Source organism: Planococcus liqunii (genome assembly GCF_030413595.1).
Lineage (GTDB): Bacteria > Bacillota > Bacilli > Bacillales_A > Planococcaceae > Planococcus > Planococcus liqunii.
On the sequence record NZ_CP129238.1, the window covers coordinates 2031060 to 2050788 of the forward strand.

Below are 19729 nucleotides of genomic sequence, written 5' to 3' on the forward strand. Positions count from 1 at the left end.
CTTCCCTTGAAGGAAAGAGGCTTTTAGTGTTTTCACGAAAGTTTTATCACAAATTTACGCTTCTCATATCGGGATACCGATCGCCGGCTGCTGCACCTTTTGGCGCCAATTCGTCGATGTGCGCCAAATCCTGTTCTGTTAATTCCACGTTCAGCGCACCGATATTTTCATCCAGGTATTTGATGCGTTTGGTCCCCGGAATCGGGACGATATCCTCGCCTTGGGCAAGCAGCCAGGCAAGGGCAAGCTGAGCCGGACGGCATCCTTTTTCACGGGCCATTTCTTCAATTTTAGTAACAAGATCCAAGTTTTTCTGAAAGTTCGCTCCTTGAAAACGGGGTGAAAATCGGCGGTAATCGTCTTCCGCCAAATCTTCGAAAGTTTTGATCTGGCCTGTTAAAAATCCTCTGCCAAGCGGGCTGTAAGGCACAAAACCGATGCCGAATTCCCTGCAGAGCGGCAAAATTTCATCTTCCACATCCCGGCTCCACAGCGAGTATTCGGTTTGCAGCGCGCTGATCGGATGCACCGCGGCCGCTTTCCGAATCGTTGCAGGAGCCGCTTCCGACATCCCGAGATAACGGACTTTTCCTTGTTGGACCAAATCACTCATTGCGCCGACCGTTTCTTCGATGGGCACGTTCGGGTCAACCCGGTGCTGGTAATACAAATCGATTGTATCAAGCCCTAAGCGGATGAGGCTGGCATCACACGCTTTTTTCACATAGTCCGGATGCCCGTTGATGCCTTGGAAAGAGCCGTCTTCTCCTCGGACATTGCCGAATTTGGTCGCAACAATCACTTGCTCCCGCTTTCCTCTAATTGCACGCCCTACCAATTCTTCATTGGCCCCCACCCCATACATATCTGCGGTGTCCAACAGCGTAATGCCTTTTTCTATGGCGTGATGGATGGTTTTGAAGGACTCCTGATCATCCCGGCCGCTGTAGAATTCCGACATTCCCATGCATCCTAAGCCGATTGCCGAAACTTCCAGCCCTTGTTTGCCAAGTTTTCTTTTTTCCATACTTATCCCACTCTTTCTGTTAGGTATTGTAGTGAACTTCGATTGAACCTGAATCATCCAACTGCCAGTACATTGTCCGTGGCAAGAAAACCGGAAAATTTATACGCTCCTATACCCTTTTTTCATTTTTTGCAAATCTGTATTTCATTTCAGCTTGATGCGCTTGATTTCTTCTACTAGTTCCGGCAAGCCGTTTTCAAACAAATGGCTATTGCCGGGGATTTGTTTAAGGCGAGCTGATGGCAGCAGTTCGGCATACTTGGCACCATGTTTAAATGCCACTACATTGTCGTGGGCACTATAAAAAAGAAAAATATCCAAGTTTTCCGGCAGTTTTGATGAAAAGCCGGGAGCAAGCAGAAAATCTTCTTTGTCCCAATCGGTGTTCATCCCCCATACCGGTGAAGCAATTAATAGGAGAGCAGAAATACGAGGTTCCATTTTTTCTTCCGACAGAAGTTTCAGCAGCGCCGACCCTCCCAATGAATGGCCAATCAAAATAGCGTCCTCTCTTAAATCGGTAAAACCCTCTATTATTTGCCGTTCCCAGTCTGCATACACCGGATTTTCCGGGTCAGGCATAGCGGGATGGCGCAACTCAACTTCTCCGCCCAGCTCCTTTTCCAGATATCGAATCAGGCCACTGCTTCCTTGCGTTTCGTTTTGCGGACCGGCACTGTGAACGAACAAGATTTGCTTTTTCACTCCTATCGCCTCTTTTCATTTCTTCTATATAAAGACATACCCGCTATTGACAGGAAAAGCTCCAATTGGAATCGGAATATTTCTAGAATGAACCTTTTTAATGGGCTTTATTGCAAATAAAAAACCATCAACAGAATGATTGTTGATGGCCTTCTTAGTTTAACTTAAACAAAATTGCCTCTTTTCAAAGCAGCGGGTCATTTGCGGGATTCAAAATCCGCTTCAATGTCTTTTTTCCAGGAACGGTCCAATTTCTTTCCTTGGCGGTACGAACTGATGGTTTCGCTCATCACTCGGTAGTTCAGTTCTGTCCCTTCTTCATCGGCATGATAATTGACCGCAAACTCTTCCGCGATGCCAAATTCTTTTGCGGTTTTGACTGCGTCAATATTCGCCCCGATAAAAATGAATTCCCAACCGTAGGTTTCTTTTTGCCGGTTAATCATCGACTGGATTTTTTTATGGGTATATTCACAGCTGGCATTTTCCAAACCGTCCGTCGTGACGACAAAAAGCACTTTCCCCGCACGCTGGTCTTCGCTTATCCGTTTTTGCACATTGCCGATTTTATTGATCGTTGAACCAATAGCGTCAAGCAGCGCCGTGGTGCCGCCGACTTCATAGTCCCTATCCGTCAACGGTGAAATCCCATGGATTGGCAACCGGTCGTGAAGAAGTTCGTAGTTGTGGTTAAACAGCACCGTGGTGACTTTCACTTCACCCGGTTCTTTTTTCTGTTTGTTGAGCAGTGCATTGAATCCGCCGATCGTGTCGCTTTCCAATCCACCCATTGAACCGCTCTTGTCGAGAATAAATACCAATTCTGTGCTGTTGTTCATTTGAAATTCCTCCTTTAGTTGTGTGCTACAACTAAAGAATATGCTTTTTTCTCGTCCGAAAGGTCGCTTGAAAAGCGACACTTTAAGCTCCGAGGAGCGGCTGGTCAAAAGCGAACAGGGCTTCATTGATTTCATGGATACGGTAGTTTTCCTGTTTGATAAAATATTCGATGATCACATCAAATTTATTGCTGCGTGTCAGGGTATAACCTGCCGATTCCAATAATTCTTCGGTCTCACCCAAATCGAGCTGCAAGGCGACCGCAAAGGCAATGACTGTTTTTTTCATCGGCGTGTAATTCTTGGAATTGCGGATTTTCGAAAACAGTTTGCGGTCGATATTCGCTTTTTTATAAGTGTCTACATCGCTCATGTTTTTTTCGTCGATAAACCGCAGCAAACGCACGGAAAACGGTTCATCCATCCGCTTTAACGCTTCTTCCAGCCCGCTCTGTGAGATGGACTGTTCTAATTGCCCAAATGCCGCATCCGCCATAATGTCCTGCTCCATCATCTTGCGGTTCCGGGAATAGCGGATTTCCTGTTCATCGATGTAATTTTCATCGACAAACTGCTTAACCGATCGATACAGTTTTTCACTGATGCCAAACGCTTGCTTGTCAAATACGACAAGATACACGAGCATTTCATGGTCCAGCAAAAAATGATGGATTTCCGAAATGGCGACCTGCAGCGCCTGTTCTTTCGGGTACCCGTAAATGCCGGCAGAAATCAGCGGAAACGCAATCGTTTCGCACCCGAGGGAAGCGGCGAGCTTCAAGGATTGTTGATAGCAGGACCTCAGCAATTCTTCTTCCCTTTCTTTCCCGCCCCGCCAAACCGGACCGACCGCATGGATGATGTAATCGGCCTGCAAACGAAATGCAGGCGTCTCGACGGCTCCTCCAGTCGGGCAATGGCCAATCCGGTCACAGGCCGTCTGCAATTCTTTGGCTCCCGCTGCACGGAAAATTGCTCCGCATACCCCGCCGCCCATTTGCAGCGATGAATTTGCGGCATTGACGATTGCCCCTGTCTGCATTTTCGTGATGTCGTTGCGTACAATTTCAAGTGGCATCTTTTTCACACTCCTTACTATCAAATTACCAATAGCTCATATGAATTGCCAGTATTTGCAGAAAAACCAAAGAAAAACTGCCGGACCCAGGGATCCGGCAGTTGGATGCTTGTATATAAAAGAATTCTTGCACACGATAGATCAATTAACAAGCAAATGGACATCCCCTTTGGTGGTATTATAAGCGACATGGTTATCGCCCGGAGCTTGGAATTTCGTTCCGGCTTAATCCGCTTTTTGTGCGGGTCTTTTTGAAAATGTCGATTCCTGGTTTTCTGGCTTTTTCTGTGAGCTCTGCCTGGAACTTTCTTTGTTTCACGCCGTTAAATTAATTAAGAATGGAGAATGCCTATGAATAGAAAAAACAGGCGCTTTTTGGATCTGCTGCGTACAAAATATTTCTATTTACGAATATCTTTTATTGTTGCTTTTGTTCTGTGCATCGCTTTTGGCTTGGCTTCCAGACGCTTTGCTGAAAGCCTTCCTTTGTTTGTGTCACTGCATGCCGGGGATGCTTTATGGGCGATGATGATTTATTTCGGCTTCCGTTTTTTGCTCGTTGAAAAGCCGTTTTATCCCGCTATTGGATGCGCTGTACTTTTCAGCTTCGGCATAGAACTTAGCCAGTTGTATCAAGCGGATTGGCTCAATGCACTTCGCAGCACAGTGCTCGGCTCTTTAGTTTTGGGCCATGGTTTTTTTTGGGTTGATTTATTCCGTTATGCAGCAGGCATTGCTGCAGGCGTCTTTTTCGAGAGAATTTTGCTCACTCGTTTAATTCGATAACAAAGTGTTTCACTTTCGCTCAAGCCGTACACGATAAATTCCTTTTAAAGAAGCCGAGATACATGGCTTCTTTTTTCGATATAACTTTCTATTGAAACGATACTTTTCGGAAGATGCTTTGTCTATGATTGATAGGGGGAGGTTGAAGAATATGGAAGAATTGAAGCGGTTTTGTAAGGGACACAGCGACCGTGTTTACCGCTCTATCTATTTGCCCTTACGCAACAAAGAAAACGCGGAAGATTTCACGCAGGAACCTTTTTATCGGGTTCATAAGAATTTATATACTTTCAATCAGCAAGCAGCTATCTCCACTTAGCTGCTAAAAATCGCGCGAAACGCTGCATCCGATTATTTCCGCAGAAGAAAAATCGTCCAGTTTTTCACTTGGGCACCGACAATGACATTGATTTCTACACACTTTCACCCGAAAGCTGCGCCGTCCAAAAGGAAGCCGTCTTTTTTGCTTAAGCACTATTGCTCTTCCCAAAACTGACCCCTAAGTTTTTTCGCATATTGATACTTTCAAGTAGGCCACAGATTTGCTAATGTTAACCTTATCAAAAAATACTGACGATAAGGATGGTTACGATTATGCAAAAAACAACTGCTGCTCCATCATACTCCCGTGCCAAAACATTCGATTTAATACTGACGGCGATGGCCATCGCCCTTGTGTTTGTTGCGACGCTTTTGCTCAATATCAAATTGCCGATTACCGCCAATGGCGGTTTGGTTCATCTTGGCACAGCGATGCTCTTTATCATTTCGATGTTATTCGGACCGAAAAAAGGCGCCATTGCCGGCGCTGTCGGAATGGGACTGTTCGATCTGGTTTCAGGTTGGACACTCTGGGCACCCATTTCCATCATCGCCCGTGGATTGCAAGGTTACCTTGTTGGTAAAATCGCCTGGTCAGCCGGTCGTTCAGGAAACAGTAAAGGCTTCAATATTCTGGCTGCCATTGTCTCGATTCCGGTCATGATTGCCATCTATTATGTCGGTGAAGCCATCATTTTCAGCAGCTTCATCGTGCCTGCCGCTTCGATTCCAGGCAATATTGTGCAAAACGTTGTCGGCTTGCTTGTCGCGATTCCGGCAGTGATTGCACTTAAAAAAGTTCCGTTTTTCAAATAAACCCATAGAAAAAGGAGAAGTTTTGGCTAACCAAAATTTCTCCTTTTTTGCATTTACTTATTCAATTCTTTTTCTTTGTCTTTATAGCAGAACGTCGTAAAGAACGTTGTGCCTTCAGGTCCCGTTTCAATATCAATTGTCGCGTTGTGCCGGGCTGCAATGGCATAGCTGATGCCAAGGCCAAGGCCCGTTCCATTGTCTTTGGTGGTATAGAACGGGGTCCCTACTTTCTCCAGCACTTCCGGCAATATGCCTTCGCCTTCATCTTGAATCGCCAAAACGACACAGCCATCCAGGTTTTGATAAGTGCTGATGGTCAGCACTTCCCCTTCACTCATCGCCTCCAAGCCGTTCCGGCATAAATTGATAACCAGCTGCCGGATTTCATTCCGGTTCAGCAGCAATTCCGGAATTTCCTGCGTATTGAACTCAATCAGTTTGTTTTGATTGAACGTATCGATTTTGATGAGTGGGGCAATTTCGCAAATCAATGCATTCAAATCCATCATCTGCAAATCTGATGTCCTTGTATTTCCCATGGACAAAAATTCCGTGATGATGGAGTTGGCTCGGTCGAGTTCTTCAATCATCAAATCAAAATAGCCGAAATGCTGGTTCAGTTCTTCTTCTTGTTTCAACAACTGCAGGAATCCTCGGACCGTCGTCATCGGGTTTCGGATTTCATGGCTGATTCCGGCTGCCATTTGGCCGATCAAATCCAACTTAGACAGCCTTCTCAATTCTTTTTCGTATTTCTTTTTCTCGGCCACATCTTTAAACAAGCAACAAATGCCGTCATCAAATGGATATGCGACCACTTCGTACCAGGATTCTTCCGTAAGCGACGGCATTTCAAATTGCACGGGGATGCGTTCAAACATAGCGCGGTGGAGTTCCTTGTACATGACGGACGCCGAATCCGGATGGATTACGTCCCAAATATTCTTGCCCATCACATCTTTCGCCTTTTTGTTTTCCGGCAATTGCTGATGTTTATTAATATAGATGAATTCCCATTCTTTGTTCAACGCGAAAAACCCATCGGTGATGCTTTCAATAACGCTGGTCACTTTTTCATTCGCCGCTGCAAGCTCACTTGTTCGCTTTTCCACCATATGTTCCAATTGATCCATATAAAGCATATGTGAAAAAGTCGGCGCGGTTGTATCGACGATTGACTGGGCCATTTGAATCTGCAAATCATCAAAATGGCTGTTTTCGTTATCGCATTTCAACACGGAAATCACCCCAAGCACTTCGTTCATGGATATGAGCGGAATGATCAATAAATTCCGGAATGCCGGAAACGACACGGTTCTGGCCGTTTTAGCTTCAATCACTTGCCGAATGATTTGCCTGTAGTTTAAATCCGTCTGTACATCGCGAAAGTTTTCATTGCACCCAACTTCTTCAGCATCGTACTCGTTGCTATATTTAGTCAACGATACGGTTTTATTGCTATTCGGATCCAAAAGGTGGGCAGCCATCACTTTGCTGCCTAAAACTTTTTCTAAGTAAAAAAAGCATTTATCGATGCTTTCATGGATGGATGAGCACATTGACAGTTCGCGCGTGATAGTGAGCAGCAATTGATTTTCAGAAATCAGGTTTTCTTTTTGGGCTAAGTTTTTTGCATTCTGTATTGCGACAGCTGCCATATTCACATAAGCCTCCACACTTTGAATTTCTGATTCCGTCAAATTCATCGGCGTTCCGTAGTCAAACAAAAACACTAAGCCGAACAATTCCTGTTCATATGAAATTGGCAAAGCCAACAGTGATTTGATATCGAAGGCGGCAACCGATCTTGGATCTGGCCGGTGGTCTTTGGAAGTGTCCGGGATGTAAATGGTCTTCCTTGTATCAATTACTTCCTGTGCCAGCAAATCCCTTTCCAAATCAAGAATCTGAGTTTCAAATGCATTGCCGTTAATAAATTCCGGTTTTCCGGCGAATGCACGGAAGCTGCCATCCTCGTAGGGCAAGAAAATCCCCACGGAATTGCATTGGACAATTTCCTCAGAAATCGCTGTTGTAACATGCTCCAACACTTCTTTAAGCTCCAGCTTCGTATTGATGACTTTTGTCAAATTGGCCAGGCGGGAATAGCGAGTCTGCTCCTTTAACATCCGGTTGTTCTCCAATCAAGGACATGGAACTTCAATTTCCATTCCAGTTAATTTTTGTAGTTTCCATACTATTTTCATTCCTGTAAGCTTTTACCTATTATTTTACATCTCTTTTTAGAAAACGAACAGGGAAAACTCTTAATTTGGGAATTCATTCGGAAATAGAAATAGATTTTTATCTCCTTTAAATGGATAGAAAGACTGTCAATTTAAAAAATCCTGAACAACCGTGATTTACGGTTGGCCAGGATTTGATTTATTTATTCATCTAATGCTGGTGATGATGCTCGTGTTCAAGTTCATGTTGAACCTCTTGGCACAGAACCGATTCGCCGTGCGGATGTTCTTTGTTTTCAATTTGAATGGTTACGTGGCCAATTTTCATATCCTTTAATAGGTGTTCAATTTTTCTTAGCAGTTTCTGCGTTTCTTCAAACGAAACGTTGTCTTCAACGACAACGTGGCCAGACAATGCGTTTCGCCCGCTGGTGATGCTCCAGACATGCAAATCATGGATGTTGCAGATTCCCGGTACATTATTGATGGCTGCAGCCACTTCATCGATATCCACATTTCGAGGAGTTCCTTCCATTAAAACATGGATTCCCTCTTTCGTTACTCGCCAGCCGCTGAATAGGACAAGTACCGCAACGATGACGCTTGCGAGCGGATCGGCCCATGCCCAGCCGAAAAACAAAATGAGTAATGCTGCCGCAATGGCGCCGACAGAACCAAGCAAGTCGCCCAGTACATGAAGGAAAGCTGCCCGCAAGTTCAAGTTTTCTTTTGTGTCTCCGCCTCGCATCAGAATCCAGGCGACCAGCACATTCACTAAAAGGCCAACTACCGCAATGGCCAACATGCCGCCGGACGCGACTTCTGGCGGATCAGCAAAACGGTGGTAAGCTTCGTAAAAAATATAAGCGGCAATGGCGACCAGCGAAACGCCATTAAAAACAGCTGCCAGTATTTCAAAACGCTTGTAGCCGTAGGTCTTCGCACGGCTTGCCGCTTTTTCGCCCACCGTGAATGCCAGAAATCCCACAAGTAAAGAAATGGAATCGCTCAGCATATGCCCGGCGTCTGCAATAAGTGCCAAACTATTGGTAAGAAGTCCACCGATCGCTTCTGCTACCATATAAGACGTCGTTATTAAAAAGGCTATAAATAAGGTTTTTTTATTCCCCCCGTGAGTATGGGAATGTCCATGGTCATGTTCCAACTAGAACGCCTCCTTTATCCCGAAACGCACGGCAATTTGGCTGCCGCTTTCCTCTCATTGCCTACATGGTTTATAGCTATAATTATACTGCTTTCCTGCAGAAAACATAAAAGTATTAAGCTTGCGGCAGATAAATAAACTGGGATGCATTTGTGTAACGAATGCCGATTTAAAGCTTTACACAATTTTACAATCCCTTTAAGCCAGCTAAACAATCGTGTGGGATACTTGAATTGTCAGATAACTGAGGGGAGTTGGACAGTTGATGAAAATCGCAGTAATCGGTGATTTGCATTATCCAAGTTTAAAAGATGGTTGCGCGTATATCGAAGAGGACCGCCAGGCGTTTTATGAAACGTTTTTGGAACGGTTTTTCTCAGTCCCAGCTGATTTGTATGTATCCATAGGCGATTTGACGAATTTCGGGCGAATGGATGAATTGGAAGAGGTTTATGCGTTGATCCGGAAACACAACAAACCGTTCAAGCATGTACTCGGGAACCACGACCTTTATGCCATGCCCCGCGAAGCGGTATTATCGGTTACCGGCCAGGAACGGTTCCATCGATTGTCTACGGACGAGGCCGTTCTCGGATTCCTCGATACAGCCCGGGAGCAGGATTACGAAGATTGGGGCGGAACGATGGATGCGGTTCAACAGTACTGGCTGGAATCCGTCATTGAAGAGTCCGAAGAACGGCCGCTCATCCTGTTTGCACACCATCCGGTTTTCTCGACCACAAAAGATTCGGAGAAAGAAAAACGCTGCATCCATCCCGATGTGCCGATTTGGAATGTCTTGAAGCAAAAACAAGGCATCGGGCTGTATATCAACGGCCACAACCATTCCAACTCCCTTGCCGGCCGAGGACAATGGAACTTTTTGCAGCTCGCAGCCGTGCTCGATGAACAAGCGGTGCGGGTAATTGAAATCACCGATTCTTTTATCTCCATCGATTCCATTACGCTGGATGATGCCAGAATGCGCAGTCACGCCCAGGAAATTGGGAATGCCATCAAGCATTTCACCTTAAAACAGCAAACGGTCCAAAAAGCGGCATACTTTAAATACATGATTCCGGTGCCAGTGCCGATTGAAGTCCCTCCTCAAATGAAAATTAAAATGTAAACTTCAACTTGCAAAAGAAGCCCCCTTTATTGAAGTGGGCTTCTTTTGCGATTGTTTAATCATTTGGCGATTATGAATCGAGTGTATTGCCTTCGGCGGGAATGGGATTGTTTTTGAGAAGCCCTGCCAAATGGTAGGTGTTGTAGGCCAAGCGTTCAATCGCCGTTTTGGTAAAATCGTTGTCCCGGCCCGCTTCGTTATAAGATGGTCCCGGCCCCGCTTCCCCTACCCAATACGCATCCACATTCGGCGGGATCAAAAAACCGATATGGGACAACCCGTAAAGGAGAGAGGCCGATGCGTGCTTAGCGCCATCTTCGTTGCCGGTCACCAGCGCTCCTCCGACTTTATTATAAAAAATAGCTTGTCCTTTATCATTGGTTACACTGCTGCTGCCATACAGCCGTTCAATGGCGAGCGTGGCAAGTGAACTTTTCTCTCCCAGCCAGAGCGGTGTTCCGATAATCAGGATATCCGCGGCTTTCACTTTCTCCAGTATTTCCGGCCATTGGTCGCCGCCGCCCATATCTTCCTGGACGCCTAAAGCTACCCGGTAATCCGCCAAACGAATAATCTCTGATTCAACACCTAATTGATTGTAGTGGGTCTGTACGTCTTTCATCATGCCTTCCGTATTAGAAATTTCATCAGAGCTTTTCAGCGAACAATTTAAAAACACTGCTTTTAATGGCTGCATGTCCTCATTTCCTTTCTACAGAAATTTATCCGTCACTTTTAGATGTTCCCTGATTGCTTTTTGCTAAACAATGGATTCAAATACGACCAGAAGTTGCGAAATTACGACCCGTAAATGAAAAAATACGATCCATTACGGTGAGAATACGACCAGTAGTTAAATAAATACGATTTTGCAGCTAAAATAGTCTCTGCTTTTCTATTAATTCCCACAAAAAAGCCAGCTTCTGCAAGCTGGCTTTCGTTCTCCGATTAGCACATCAAATTATTAAATCAATGTCTGCTTCACCGAAGCCTCCGTGGTCCTTGCCTGCTGTACCGCTTCAGGCTCGAAAGAAATTTTTACGCTGAATACCGATCCGCGGTCAGGAACACTTTCCACTTCGATCACTCCGCCATGCGCTTCGGCAATTGATTGCGCAATCGACAAGCCCAGCCCGTAGCCACCTTCTTTGCGAGAACGCGTTTTATCGGCTCGGTAAAAACGTTCAAAAACCTTTTTCTGATCTTCAAGTGAAATGCCGATGCCGGTGTCGGACACTGAGAAAATGAAATCGTCGTGTTTCTTGTGGTTCTGTTTTTTCAACTTGATTTCTACGTGCCCGCCTGCTGATGTATATTTGATGGCGTTGTCCGTCAATATATACATCAGCTGGATCAGCTTGTCCCGGTCGCCGACTACTTCAATCGGAACAGGGGCATCCAGTTTCAAGCTGAGCCCTTTTGTCCGTATGGCGTTTGTGAAGGATTCGACCATCTGTTCAGCAGCTGGGCGGATATCAAACTGCTCTTTGCGAAGCTTCAAAGACTTTTGTTCAGAATCGGATTTCGCGAGCGCCAGCAGTTCCGTAATCAGCCCCGACATCCGTTTCACTTCGTGTTTGAGGGTGCCGAGCATTTTTTCCCGGAATGGATTGGATTTGTCGTTTTCCATTCCAAGCGCTTCCGCAGCAGACAAAATGACGCTGAGCGGTGTCCGGAGTTCATGAGACGCATTGGAAACAAATTCCCTTTGCAAATTATAAGCGATTTCAACTGGTTCGAGCGCCCGTTTGGACATCCAGCGGCTTACCAGCAGCCCGATCGCTGAGAACAAGATCGTCATTCCGGCAAAGATAACAACGGTCCATTTGATGACACTGGTATAAAAGGTGTTATCGACAGCCAAGTACAGCATGGCAATCCGGTCTCCTTCGTGCATGACCGGCCGGGCCAACACCATCAAATTCAATTCCAATTCCTTAAAATCTTCGAATAACGGATCATTTTCCGGAATGTCGATTTCAACTTTCTTGACTTCAATTCCATCCGTTTCCCATTCTTCGACGACATCCATATACAGTTCCCGCAACTCTTCGTAATTGTCATTGTTGATGATCAACTCGTCCTCATTGCCGGTTACGTAATAAAATACTTGGTTGCCGGATAAATCGCGGCGTTCTTGTTCTCTCCAGGCTCCGCCGCTGCCGTCAAGCGCCCGTTCCGCCATGCCGACTTCTCTATCGGAAAGCAGGCGGAGCGTCTGTTCCTGGTCATTGTTGACGACAATGTAAAAAATCAACAACGCCAATGCGACAAAGACAGCCAGGAATAAAGTGAGAATAGTGCTGTAAAAAAGCGTCAGGCGATTCCGGGTTTGCGCGAAAACATCATTTTCGTGTTTTTTGAAAAAGTCAGCCCTTTTCAACTTTATACCCCACTCCTCTGACAGTCTCGATCATGCTGCTGCTTTCGTCGTGGTCAATTTTCTTGCGCAGCAGTTTCACCGTCGCATCTATCGTTTTCATTGAAACATCTGTATCAAACCCCCAAATACGGTCAAAAATCAGCTCGCGTGTCAGCACCGTCCCCCGGTTTTGGATCAGCATGTCCAGCAGTTGAAACTCGCGCGGCGTCAAATTGATTTTTCGGTCTCCGCGGCTTACAGAATGTGCAGTGCGGTTAATATTCAAGCCATTGACTTCCATGACTTCTTCTTGAATCGGGGAATACGTGCGACGTGCCAGCGCCCGGAGCCGCGCCCACAGTTCTTCAATTTCGAACGGCTTTGCCAAATAATCATCCGCCCCCGCATCAAGCCCTTCCACCCGGTCCATCAGCGCATCTTTCGCCGTAAGCATCAATACCGCACCGCCGTAGCCGCTGTCTCTGAGTTTTTTGCAGACGAAAATGCCATCTCCACCTGGCATCATCCAGTCCAAAATGACGACATCATAAAATGACGCGGCCGCATAGTCATAGGCATCTTCTCCTTCGGTCACCCAATCGACGGTTTTCGCCCCTTTTTTCTTCAATAAATGCACTACCAATTCGCCAAGCATCTCATCATCTTCTGCCAACAATATCTTCACAATGAACACCCTCTCCAGCAGCGCCTTGCCTTTAGACTCAGTATTTCATAGAAAGGTTAAAAAGAGATTAAAATATTCTGTTGGTGCAAGTTTTTCTGAAATTTAAAAGAAGCTGTGGCCAGTTCAGCTCGTTTAAATCCGGTCCAAGTGGCCGGAAGGAAAAACGGCGGCTGTCGGCAGCGGCCGATGTTCTTCAGACTGTTTTTGCACGTAGCGGTCGGCCATTGCCGTTAACATAACAATTCCATCCGCGACCGTATAATACATTTCCACACTTTGCAAATTGTCGATAAAGCGTTCGATGAGGCAGTGCCGCTTTTGGGCTATCCAACTGTTGTGGCATAGGCTTTCCCCAATTGTTCCGCGCTGTGGCTGACGGCAATCGCCTGGCTCGCATAACTGTCCACCAGCTTGCCGTTAACTGGATACTGAAGACCGTTGGACGCACTTCTCTGAAAGTTTCCGGTGCGATACTCTTCAATAATTGAAGTCACATAATACCGCTAGCCGAGCTGTTCACATAGCGCCTGCGCTTGCCATGTATTGAAATTATCGAAGGCGTTGAGAACGCCGGAAACCCCTTCTTCTTTTGCCATTTCGGCTAAACGCCCTGTATCGTCGGTGCTGATGGTACAGGATTTGTCTGCATGCCATTTCGCTGGCGAATCCGGTTCCAAGCCTGCAGCAACAATTGTATACAAGCCCATTCGTTTGTCGTTTGCACCTTATCAATCAAATTCGTATATCAACCGAGTATCAATACTTTTTTCATCAGAACCGCCTCTTCCCTGCTTAAATTGCTTTTCGATTTCCTTATCGTATACGGCGATGATGAAGGTTGAATGAAATTTCAATCGGCTGCCAATTAAAAAAAGTTTTCTTCAGTATATGAAGAAAACTTTTTGCCCAAACTATGGAAATGTACAGAAACCGCATTAAATTGACCAATCCACCAACATGCCGGCATGGGTCAATCCGCCGCCGAATCCGTATAGAAGCAGCCTGTCTCCTGCTTTAATTTTGCCTTCCTGAACGCCTTGTGAGAGCGACAATGGAATTGAGGCAGCTGATGTATTGCCGTAATACTCCAAGCTGTAAATGGTACGCTCGAGCGGCAGCCCGTTTCGGCTGCAGATCGACTCGATAATGCGAAGATTGGCGCTATGCGGCACGAACCAATCCACTTGATCATTGTCGTATCCCGCTTTTTCCATCAATGCCTTCATGCCTTTTGGAACGGTGTTAACCGCCCATTTATAAACTTCACGGCCGTTTTGTGTCACAAATCCATTAACCGCCAGTTCGTTGCCGAACATCCGGCCTGACAAATCTGTGCAATACAAATTATTGGCCAGCGCCCCGTCAGTTCCCATATGGGACTCGATAAAACTTGGTTTTTCCTCGTCATATTCAACCAGCACGGCTCCGCCGCCATCTCCGAACAGGATGCATGTGGAACGATCGCTGTAATCCAGTATCTTCGAAAAAGTTTCCGCGCCGATCACCAGAATCTTGCGGTTCAAGCCGGAAGTGATCAATCCATTCGCCATATGCAGCCCGTATGCGAATCCTGAGCAGGCAGCATTCAAATCGATCGCTCCCGTGTTTTTGATGCCAAGCTTGGCTTGCACAAGTGCAGAGACACTTGGCGTTTTAAAATCCGGCGTCATGGTGCAGACGATGATCATGTCGACATCATCTACAGATTTTCCGTAGCGCTCCTGCAGGTTTTCTACAGCTTTAATGCTGATATCGCTTGTGAATTCCGTATCCGCTGCAATGCGGCGTTCTTTTATGCCAGTCCGTTGGACAATCCATTCGTCGTTTGTTTCCACTAGTTCTTCCAGGTCGTGATTCGTCAGCCGCTTTTCTGGCACATAGGAACCGATGGCTGTAATTCTTGCTTTTGATAAATTCATGAAGTTCGCCCCTTTGCTGGTACTCGCTTCATTTTAACATCAACTATTAGCATTAGGTACTAATTTGTACACTTTGTTTTTATTATACTCGGAATAATATTTTCCGCAGGCCATGAAAAGCTGATTCCAATCGATTTTACCTACCAAAAAATCCTTCATAAAAAATTATTATTTTCCGTGAAGGTCCTATTATTAGTTGCAGTTCTCCATTGGAAAACCGGTAGGCCAGGGTGCCAAGCGGCGCTAGCTTTCCCTCGTTCGATGCACAGGGAAGTTCTAATGGGCGGCACATAAACTTCCGGGCATCATTTAGATCGATTACGTCGTCCAGCAAATACTTCCCAGCTGCTTTATAAGGCGAACTGTCAAAAGCCAAGCATTCAAGCAAAATGACCGAAGGCCGCTTTTTCAACAAATATAATAAGAAGAGGCGCTCAAAGTTCGAGCAGCCTCTCCTTAATGCTTAGCTAGTTGTAAATCCGGATTGAAAATTAAAGCTTCTTGCTTTCTACAAATTTTTCAATATCGATCAAGTCATCATACCAAACCGGATTTCCTGCACTGCTACCCGATTTTTCTTGAGCGCCTGTCTCCTCTTCAACCTCAGCCATGAGTGCTTGCTGCGCTGCGGCAGAAAAGCAGGTTGGTTCTTTTTTAATGCCTTTTATGTAAAGGTCATTTTTCATGACTTTCAGCCGGGTGGGTAGGTGTCTGCCCATCGGCTTTTCCCAATTTATATTGCAGGTAGCCGTTGATAAACTCCTTGTACATTTCCAAGTACGTCTTTTTCGTGTTTTCCATTCTTGTTGCTTCTTTTAGCATTGTATTCATCTGATTCATCCTCCTTGGGTTTGTTCAATATAATGAGTAACCTTAGTACCGGAAAAAAATGATAAGTGCTTGAGCCTTAAATGAAAAACCGGCTGCCGCTGCAAAATGCTGTTCTGGAAAATCTGCTTCCAGAACTTAAGTAATGAAATCTTCCCGAGTGAAATGCCGCGAGTAAGGGGTCACATAAAAAAGTTCTTTAGGACAGCTTTTCGACATTTGATAGAGATGATAAAAGACGTTTTGCGGCAGTTCATACCGCCGCACGCAGTTTGGCATGGCTTTTGCTTTTGGGGATGCGCGATCCAGCGGAACTTCGTCGATCTTCACCCAGACCGTCTCAACTTTTGGCTCTTCTTCTTTGTTAAGTAAAACTTCCCTCGTCAGGCGGGCAAAAAAAGTAATGACGGCTGAATCGTTTTCAATATGCACATCTTTGGATCTAAGAAAAAAATAGTTAACCGACTTATGAGGCCTTCGCTTCATCTGTTCCATTTAGTTTTTCCTCCTTGCCACAATCCATTCGTGTACACTGAAAATTACTATTCCTTATCGGCTAAGGTACGCAGGGTCTCTGAAAGCCGTGCAGCAAAGATTTCCGGGGCTTCCTGAGACATTAAGCGCACACAATACATGCCGCGTTCCAATGAGATTTTCTGCGAAAAGTTAGTCGGCATTAAAATCGGATTTCCGATGAGCGACGCTGTAAATAATGGCAATTCTTCCGGAAGAAGAAACACTTCCGCTTTATTGGTTGCTTCTTCACATCCTGTTGATTGGACATTGACACTTAAATCCAACGACCAGCAGACATGCACGTTAGAACTTTTCTGTTCCTTCACAATCCGCTTCTTTTTAAAAATTAACCCCTCAGGGCGAAGTTCTGCTTCTGCCTCGAGCAATTCTCCGACTTTCTCGGCAATTTCGACCAAAGAATTCATTTTTAACATCCAGATCAACCCTTCCATTCTTAATTCTACAATTTATTTTGCTTCCGCTTTTAAATAGATGCATGAATGAATGTATAATTAACCACAGGCTAAATGATTCAATAAATAAATGATAATTTCGAAAAAATAATCAATATTTTTTGACATTTAACCTAAATTCATAAACTTATTGCTTAAAATTAACTGTTATTTAATAATCGAATAAGGTTTTTCGATACCTTAAGACTATATTACCCCACAAAATATGTAAAGAGCTTTATAATATTCTTTTAATTCTGATACTTTAATCGCTTTTCTTGTATAACTTTAACTCATATAAAAGTCCTATGAATGGCGATTCATTAAATAATGTTTATATTTATTTTTTATAAATATGCATTGTTGTCTATAAAAAATTCAATCTGATGAGCGTAAGGTATTTATCCGGCCTGCGCTTCAAACAATTGTTTAAGGTAAAATGCTTAATTTGTAATACTTTTAATGGAAAAATTCTTTTGCTATTTTAAGTTAATAACAGTTTGATAAGGATGTTATTTAGGTGATCATTTTTTAAGCTCTATGCATTTTCTTTTTTTAGCCAATTGCTTTAAGATGCCTTCGGCAGAGTTTTTAAGTTTTCGTGAAATACAAAATTGGCGGCATAAATTTCAGTATTTTTTTAGCAATCGAACATTTTTTCAGCCAATGAACCGGCTTCTTTTTTGTTTGCTTGCCTGAATTCGAATGCGTATAAATCCAATCGGCTCAAAAGAAAAAAGCAGCGGCTCAATTAGAGTCCGCTGCTTTTTCAAAATGGATGCTGCTATTTATTTAATTGACCGATTGTTTCTTTCCATTCAATTCTGCTGAAAGCTCTTTAAACCATTCTTTGTCCCCGGTTGATAGGGCTAAATCGATCAGAAACTCCAATTGGCCGGCATCTTTCGTTTCGTTGTCCGGTATGCTTTCAACTTGTGTAAGTGACATCGGGATGGTCTTGCCGATCAATTCCTCGTTATCGCTCTCGGCTACTACCACGTATACCGCTTCTTGAAAAATATTCATCGAATCGATGAACCCGATAATCAGTTCACCGTGGCGGGATATGCCTTTCACCCAGTCACTGTTTTTTAAAATCGTTTTGTGATCATTCATCATAGGTATGCACCTTCTTCTTTGAATTCTCCAGCTGGCTCCACCTTGCTCTGTAAGCATTGGATCTTGCTGCTTACTGATTAAAAGTCTACGCGCATAGTGAAGCGATATCAATTTATATGCCTCGGCTTCGAGATAAGTCGTTTGAGGCCATAGTTCTGTCTCGCCTGAAAAGGAGTTAGTATATCTGATACCCTTCCCACAAAAGACAAAACGTTTTCCGGAATCTCACAGATGTGAATTCCGGAAAACGTTTGTACTCCTACATACATATTATAGAAGAAACTCAAACTTTTGCGGTCAGCTCCGCCTTCACATAGTGTGCTGCCTGTTCTCCGGCAATTTTTCCAAATACGGCACCTGCCATCAAGCCGGCACCGCCCGGATAGTTGTCATAGAACAGTCCACCAGCCGCTTCCCCGGCCGCATACAGGCCATTGATCTTTTGGTACATCGTGTTTTGGACTTCTGCCCGTTCGTTGATCTTCAATCCGCCAAACGTGAAGGTGATGCCGCAAGTTACAGCATAAGCTTCAAAAGGAGCAGTATCGATGCGGTTCGCCCAATTTGTTTTGGGGACATCAATTCCTTTTGTGCCTCGTCCATCTTTTTCATTTGGATTGAATGGCACAACATCATCAATCGCTTCATTATAACGAACCATTTCTTCAAGGAATTTTTCTTTATCGACGCCTTCCATTTTATCCGCCAGTTCCTCCAAAGAGTTCGCTTTTACTTTCGTCACTTGCTTGCCTTTATACTCTTCGCGCAGCAAGTGTGAGACTTTCCCATCAAAAACTTGCCAAGCAAAATTATCTTTTTGCTCCAGAATCAAACGGCCGTATTTAGCATACGTATAATTGCGGAAATCGGCGCCTTCGTCCAGAAAGCGCTGTCCGTCAGAATTGACCAAAATGCCGAACGGATAGCTGAGCCGCTGGAATCCTTCCTGAAAGTCCGGGAGGTAACGGTCACCGGTCACCGCATGGGCCATCGACCAGTTGCCGGCAGACAACGCGCCGATATCCAATGCCATTTGGATGCCTTCGCCGGTGTTGTAGCGGCTGCCGCGCGTATGGACCACATCCCATTTCGGCCCGAGGTATTTTGTACGCATTTCAACATTGGCATGAAACCCGCCTGAAGCCATAACAACGGCTTTCGCCCGGATAGTCTTGCTGAGGCCTTTCTCTTTCACCCGGACGCCTTGGATTCCCTCGTCACCGTGCAGCAATTCAATAGCCATCGTGCCGTATAAAATCCGGACACCTTGGCTGGACGCTTCGTTATGCAGCGCTTCGACTAACCCGTGGCCGCCGCCGACCGATTCCAGGATCATGCCGCCCCAAAACTTGAAAATGCCATTGATTTTAAATGCTTGCCGACCATAAATAGGAATGAATTGTATATGGTGCTTCGTCAGCCATTTCATCGTTTCAAAGCTTTCTCCTGTTAAAATGGAAGCCAGTTCCGGATCGGTCTTGTAATTGGTCATGCGGCAAAGGTCTTCGTAATACTGTTCTTCGCTATAGCTTCCGAAATCCGTCACCTTGAGGTCTTCTTCTGCCAAATCCGGGATGATTGCCTGGATGTCCGGGGTTCCGTTATACGCGAAACGAATGGAACCATGCGTATACGTCGTATTTCCGCCTCTTTCTTTTTCAGGCGACTTTTCAAGGACGATGACACGCGCGCCTTGCTCCTGTGCCGCAAGAGCTGCACACATCGCCGCGTTGCCGGCTCCTACAATCACAACATCCGCTTCGTATTGGTATTCCGTTTTTGACTCCATATCGCCA

The 19729-nt window shown here is 45.1% G+C and carries 20 protein-coding genes and 2 pseudogenes; 4 read left to right on the top strand and 18 right to left on the bottom strand.

What is annotated here, in order from left to right:
* Positions 1–46 precede the first annotated feature (46 nt).
* The 4 genes from QWY22_RS10300 to QWY22_RS10315 form a co-directional block, all read right to left on the bottom strand.
* Complete coding sequence (locus QWY22_RS10300) at positions 47–1027, bottom strand: aldo/keto reductase (RefSeq protein ID WP_300980796.1); 981 nt, start codon at positions 1025–1027, stop codon at positions 47–49.
* A 144-nt stretch (positions 1028–1171) separates the two neighbouring features.
* A complete protein-coding gene (locus tag QWY22_RS10305) occupies positions 1172–1732 on the bottom strand; it encodes an alpha/beta hydrolase (protein WP_300980797.1) in 561 nt (186 codons plus the stop codon).
* A gap of 197 nt (positions 1733–1929) precedes the next feature.
* Positions 1930–2571 (bottom strand): vWA domain-containing protein, encoded by a 642-nt coding sequence (locus QWY22_RS10310; protein ID WP_300980798.1) that lies wholly within the window; start codon positions 2569–2571, stop codon positions 1930–1932.
* Positions 2572–2653: 82 nt separating this feature from the next.
* Positions 2654–3649, bottom strand: coding sequence for a macro domain-containing protein (locus QWY22_RS10315; protein WP_300980799.1), 996 nt, complete (start codon positions 3647–3649; stop codon positions 2654–2656).
* A gap of 351 nt (positions 3650–4000) precedes the next feature.
* Between QWY22_RS10315 and QWY22_RS10320 the strand changes: the two genes are divergently transcribed.
* The 3 genes from QWY22_RS10320 (at position 4001) to QWY22_RS10330 (ending at position 5572) form a co-directional block, all read left to right on the top strand.
* Entirely contained in the window at positions 4001–4435 is a 435-nt protein-coding gene (locus tag QWY22_RS10320) for a ribosomal maturation YjgA family protein (RefSeq protein WP_300980800.1), read from the top strand.
* Positions 4436–4586: 151 nt separating this feature from the next.
* Positions 4587–4754 carry a hypothetical protein gene (locus tag QWY22_RS10325; protein ID WP_300980801.1) on the top strand — a complete coding sequence of 56 codons (168 nt, stop codon included), beginning with the start codon at positions 4587–4589 and terminating at the stop codon, positions 4752–4754.
* Between the two features lie 275 nt (positions 4755–5029).
* The gene (locus tag QWY22_RS10330; RefSeq protein WP_300980802.1) at positions 5030–5572 is read left to right on the top strand and encodes an ECF transporter S component; all 543 of its coding nucleotides are present in this window, start codon (positions 5030–5032) and stop codon (positions 5570–5572) included.
* 53 nt (positions 5573–5625) lie between these two features.
* Here QWY22_RS10330 and QWY22_RS19635 read toward each other — a convergent pair.
* The 3 genes and pseudogenes from QWY22_RS19635 to QWY22_RS10340 form a co-directional block, all read right to left on the bottom strand.
* Positions 5626–6861: pseudogene (locus QWY22_RS19635) on the bottom strand (two-component system sensor histidine kinase NtrB); the annotation flags it as partial.
* 134 nt (positions 6862–6995) lie between these two features.
* Positions 6996–7701 (bottom strand): annotated as a pseudogene (locus tag QWY22_RS19640) (GAF domain-containing protein); the annotation flags it as partial.
* Positions 7702–7969: 268 nt separating this feature from the next.
* Positions 7970–8923 carry a cation diffusion facilitator family transporter gene (locus tag QWY22_RS10340; protein ID WP_300980804.1) on the bottom strand — a complete coding sequence of 318 codons (954 nt, stop codon included), beginning with the start codon at positions 8921–8923 and terminating at the stop codon, positions 7970–7972.
* Between the two features lie 265 nt (positions 8924–9188).
* Here QWY22_RS10340 and QWY22_RS10345 point away from each other — a divergent pair, with 265 nt between their 5' ends.
* The gene (locus QWY22_RS10345; protein ID WP_300984376.1) at positions 9189–10052 is read left to right on the top strand and encodes a metallophosphoesterase family protein; all 864 of its coding nucleotides are present in this window, start codon (positions 9189–9191) and stop codon (positions 10050–10052) included.
* A 70-nt stretch (positions 10053–10122) separates the two neighbouring features.
* On the opposite strand, the gene QWY22_RS10350 is transcribed toward QWY22_RS10345, so the two are convergent.
* The 11 genes from QWY22_RS10350 to tcuA all read right to left on the bottom strand — a co-directional run bounded on the left by QWY22_RS10350 (position 10123) and on the right by tcuA (position 19722).
* Positions 10123–10749, bottom strand: coding sequence for a flavodoxin family protein (locus QWY22_RS10350; RefSeq protein WP_300980805.1), 627 nt, complete (start codon positions 10747–10749; stop codon positions 10123–10125).
* 267 nt (positions 10750–11016) lie between these two features.
* Positions 11017–12435: a sensor histidine kinase gene (locus tag QWY22_RS10355; protein WP_300980806.1), complete on the bottom strand. Its 1419-nt coding sequence runs from the start codon at positions 12433–12435 to the stop codon at positions 11017–11019.
* Positions 12422–13099 carry a response regulator transcription factor gene (locus QWY22_RS10360; protein ID WP_300980807.1) on the bottom strand — a complete coding sequence of 226 codons (678 nt, stop codon included), beginning with the start codon at positions 13097–13099 and terminating at the stop codon, positions 12422–12424. The genes QWY22_RS10355 and QWY22_RS10360 overlap by 14 nt, the downstream gene beginning before the upstream one ends.
* A gap of 503 nt (positions 13100–13602) precedes the next feature.
* Positions 13603–13806 carry a hypothetical protein gene (locus QWY22_RS10365; protein WP_300980808.1) on the bottom strand — a complete coding sequence of 68 codons (204 nt, stop codon included), beginning with the start codon at positions 13804–13806 and terminating at the stop codon, positions 13603–13605.
* 228 nt (positions 13807–14034) lie between these two features.
* Positions 14035–15018: a ketoacyl-ACP synthase III gene (locus QWY22_RS10370; protein WP_300980809.1), complete on the bottom strand. Its 984-nt coding sequence runs from the start codon at positions 15016–15018 to the stop codon at positions 14035–14037.
* Positions 15019–15509: 491 nt separating this feature from the next.
* Entirely contained in the window at positions 15510–15704 is a 195-nt protein-coding gene (locus tag QWY22_RS10375) for a hypothetical protein (RefSeq protein ID WP_300980810.1), read from the bottom strand.
* Positions 15694–15849 (bottom strand): hypothetical protein, encoded by a 156-nt coding sequence (locus QWY22_RS10380; protein WP_300980811.1) that lies wholly within the window; start codon positions 15847–15849, stop codon positions 15694–15696. Before QWY22_RS10380 ends, QWY22_RS10375 begins: the two co-directional genes overlap by 11 nt.
* Before the next feature lie 135 nt (positions 15850–15984).
* Positions 15985–16341 carry a hypothetical protein gene (locus tag QWY22_RS10385; protein ID WP_300980812.1) on the bottom strand — a complete coding sequence of 119 codons (357 nt, stop codon included), beginning with the start codon at positions 16339–16341 and terminating at the stop codon, positions 15985–15987.
* Positions 16342–16388: 47 nt separating this feature from the next.
* A complete protein-coding gene (locus tag QWY22_RS10390) occupies positions 16389–16796 on the bottom strand; it encodes a hypothetical protein (protein WP_300980813.1) in 408 nt (135 codons plus the stop codon).
* A gap of 810 nt (positions 16797–17606) precedes the next feature.
* The gene (locus QWY22_RS10395) at positions 17607–17933 is read right to left on the bottom strand and encodes an IDEAL domain-containing protein (protein WP_300980814.1); all 327 of its coding nucleotides are present in this window, start codon (positions 17931–17933) and stop codon (positions 17607–17609) included.
* A gap of 283 nt (positions 17934–18216) precedes the next feature.
* Positions 18217–19722, bottom strand: a complete 1506-nt coding sequence (gene tcuA, locus QWY22_RS10400; protein ID WP_300980815.1) for an FAD-dependent tricarballylate dehydrogenase TcuA — start codon at positions 19720–19722, stop codon at positions 18217–18219.
* Positions 19723–19729: the final 7 nt, after the last annotated feature.

What these genes read in the sequence shown, in the direction of transcription:
- QWY22_RS10300 (WP_300980796.1), bottom strand. Translation starts at nt 1,027, where the DNA reads ATGGAAAAAAGAAAACTTGGCAAACAAGGGCTGGAAGTTTCGGCAATC.
- QWY22_RS10310 (WP_300980798.1), bottom strand. Translation starts at nt 2,571, where the DNA reads ATGAACAACAGCACAGAATTGGTATTTATTCTCGACAAGAGCGGTTCA.
- QWY22_RS10315 (WP_300980799.1), bottom strand. Translation starts at nt 3,649, where the DNA reads ATGCCACTTGAAATTGTACGCAACGACATCACGAAAATGCAGACAGGG.
- QWY22_RS10320 (WP_300980800.1), top strand. Translation starts at nt 4,001, where the DNA reads ATGAATAGAAAAAACAGGCGCTTTTTGGATCTGCTGCGTACAAAATAT.
- QWY22_RS10325 (WP_300980801.1), top strand. Translation starts at nt 4,587, where the DNA reads ATGGAAGAATTGAAGCGGTTTTGTAAGGGACACAGCGACCGTGTTTAC.
- QWY22_RS10330 (WP_300980802.1), top strand. Translation starts at nt 5,030, where the DNA reads ATGCAAAAAACAACTGCTGCTCCATCATACTCCCGTGCCAAAACATTC.
- QWY22_RS10345 (WP_300984376.1), top strand. Translation starts at nt 9,189, where the DNA reads ATGAAAATCGCAGTAATCGGTGATTTGCATTATCCAAGTTTAAAAGAT.
- QWY22_RS10350 (WP_300980805.1), bottom strand. Translation starts at nt 10,749, where the DNA reads ATGCAGCCATTAAAAGCAGTGTTTTTAAATTGTTCGCTGAAAAGCTCT.
- QWY22_RS10365 (WP_300980808.1), bottom strand. Translation starts at nt 13,806, where the DNA reads ATGGGCTTGTATACAATTGTTGCTGCAGGCTTGGAACCGGATTCGCCA.
- QWY22_RS10370 (WP_300980809.1), bottom strand. Translation starts at nt 15,018, where the DNA reads ATGAATTTATCAAAAGCAAGAATTACAGCCATCGGTTCCTATGTGCCA.
- QWY22_RS10375 (WP_300980810.1), bottom strand. Translation starts at nt 15,704, where the DNA reads ATGAAAAATGACCTTTACATAAAAGGCATTAAAAAAGAACCAACCTGC.
- QWY22_RS10380 (WP_300980811.1), bottom strand. Translation starts at nt 15,849, where the DNA reads ATGAATACAATGCTAAAAGAAGCAACAAGAATGGAAAACACGAAAAAG.
- QWY22_RS10385 (WP_300980812.1), bottom strand. Translation starts at nt 16,341, where the DNA reads ATGGAACAGATGAAGCGAAGGCCTCATAAGTCGGTTAACTATTTTTTT.
- QWY22_RS10390 (WP_300980813.1), bottom strand. Translation starts at nt 16,796, where the DNA reads ATGTTAAAAATGAATTCTTTGGTCGAAATTGCCGAGAAAGTCGGAGAA.
- QWY22_RS10395 (WP_300980814.1), bottom strand. Translation starts at nt 17,933, where the DNA reads ATGATGAATGATCACAAAACGATTTTAAAAAACAGTGACTGGGTGAAA.
- tcuA (WP_300980815.1), bottom strand. Translation starts at nt 19,722, where the DNA reads ATGGAGTCAAAAACGGAATACCAATACGAAGCGGATGTTGTGATTGTA.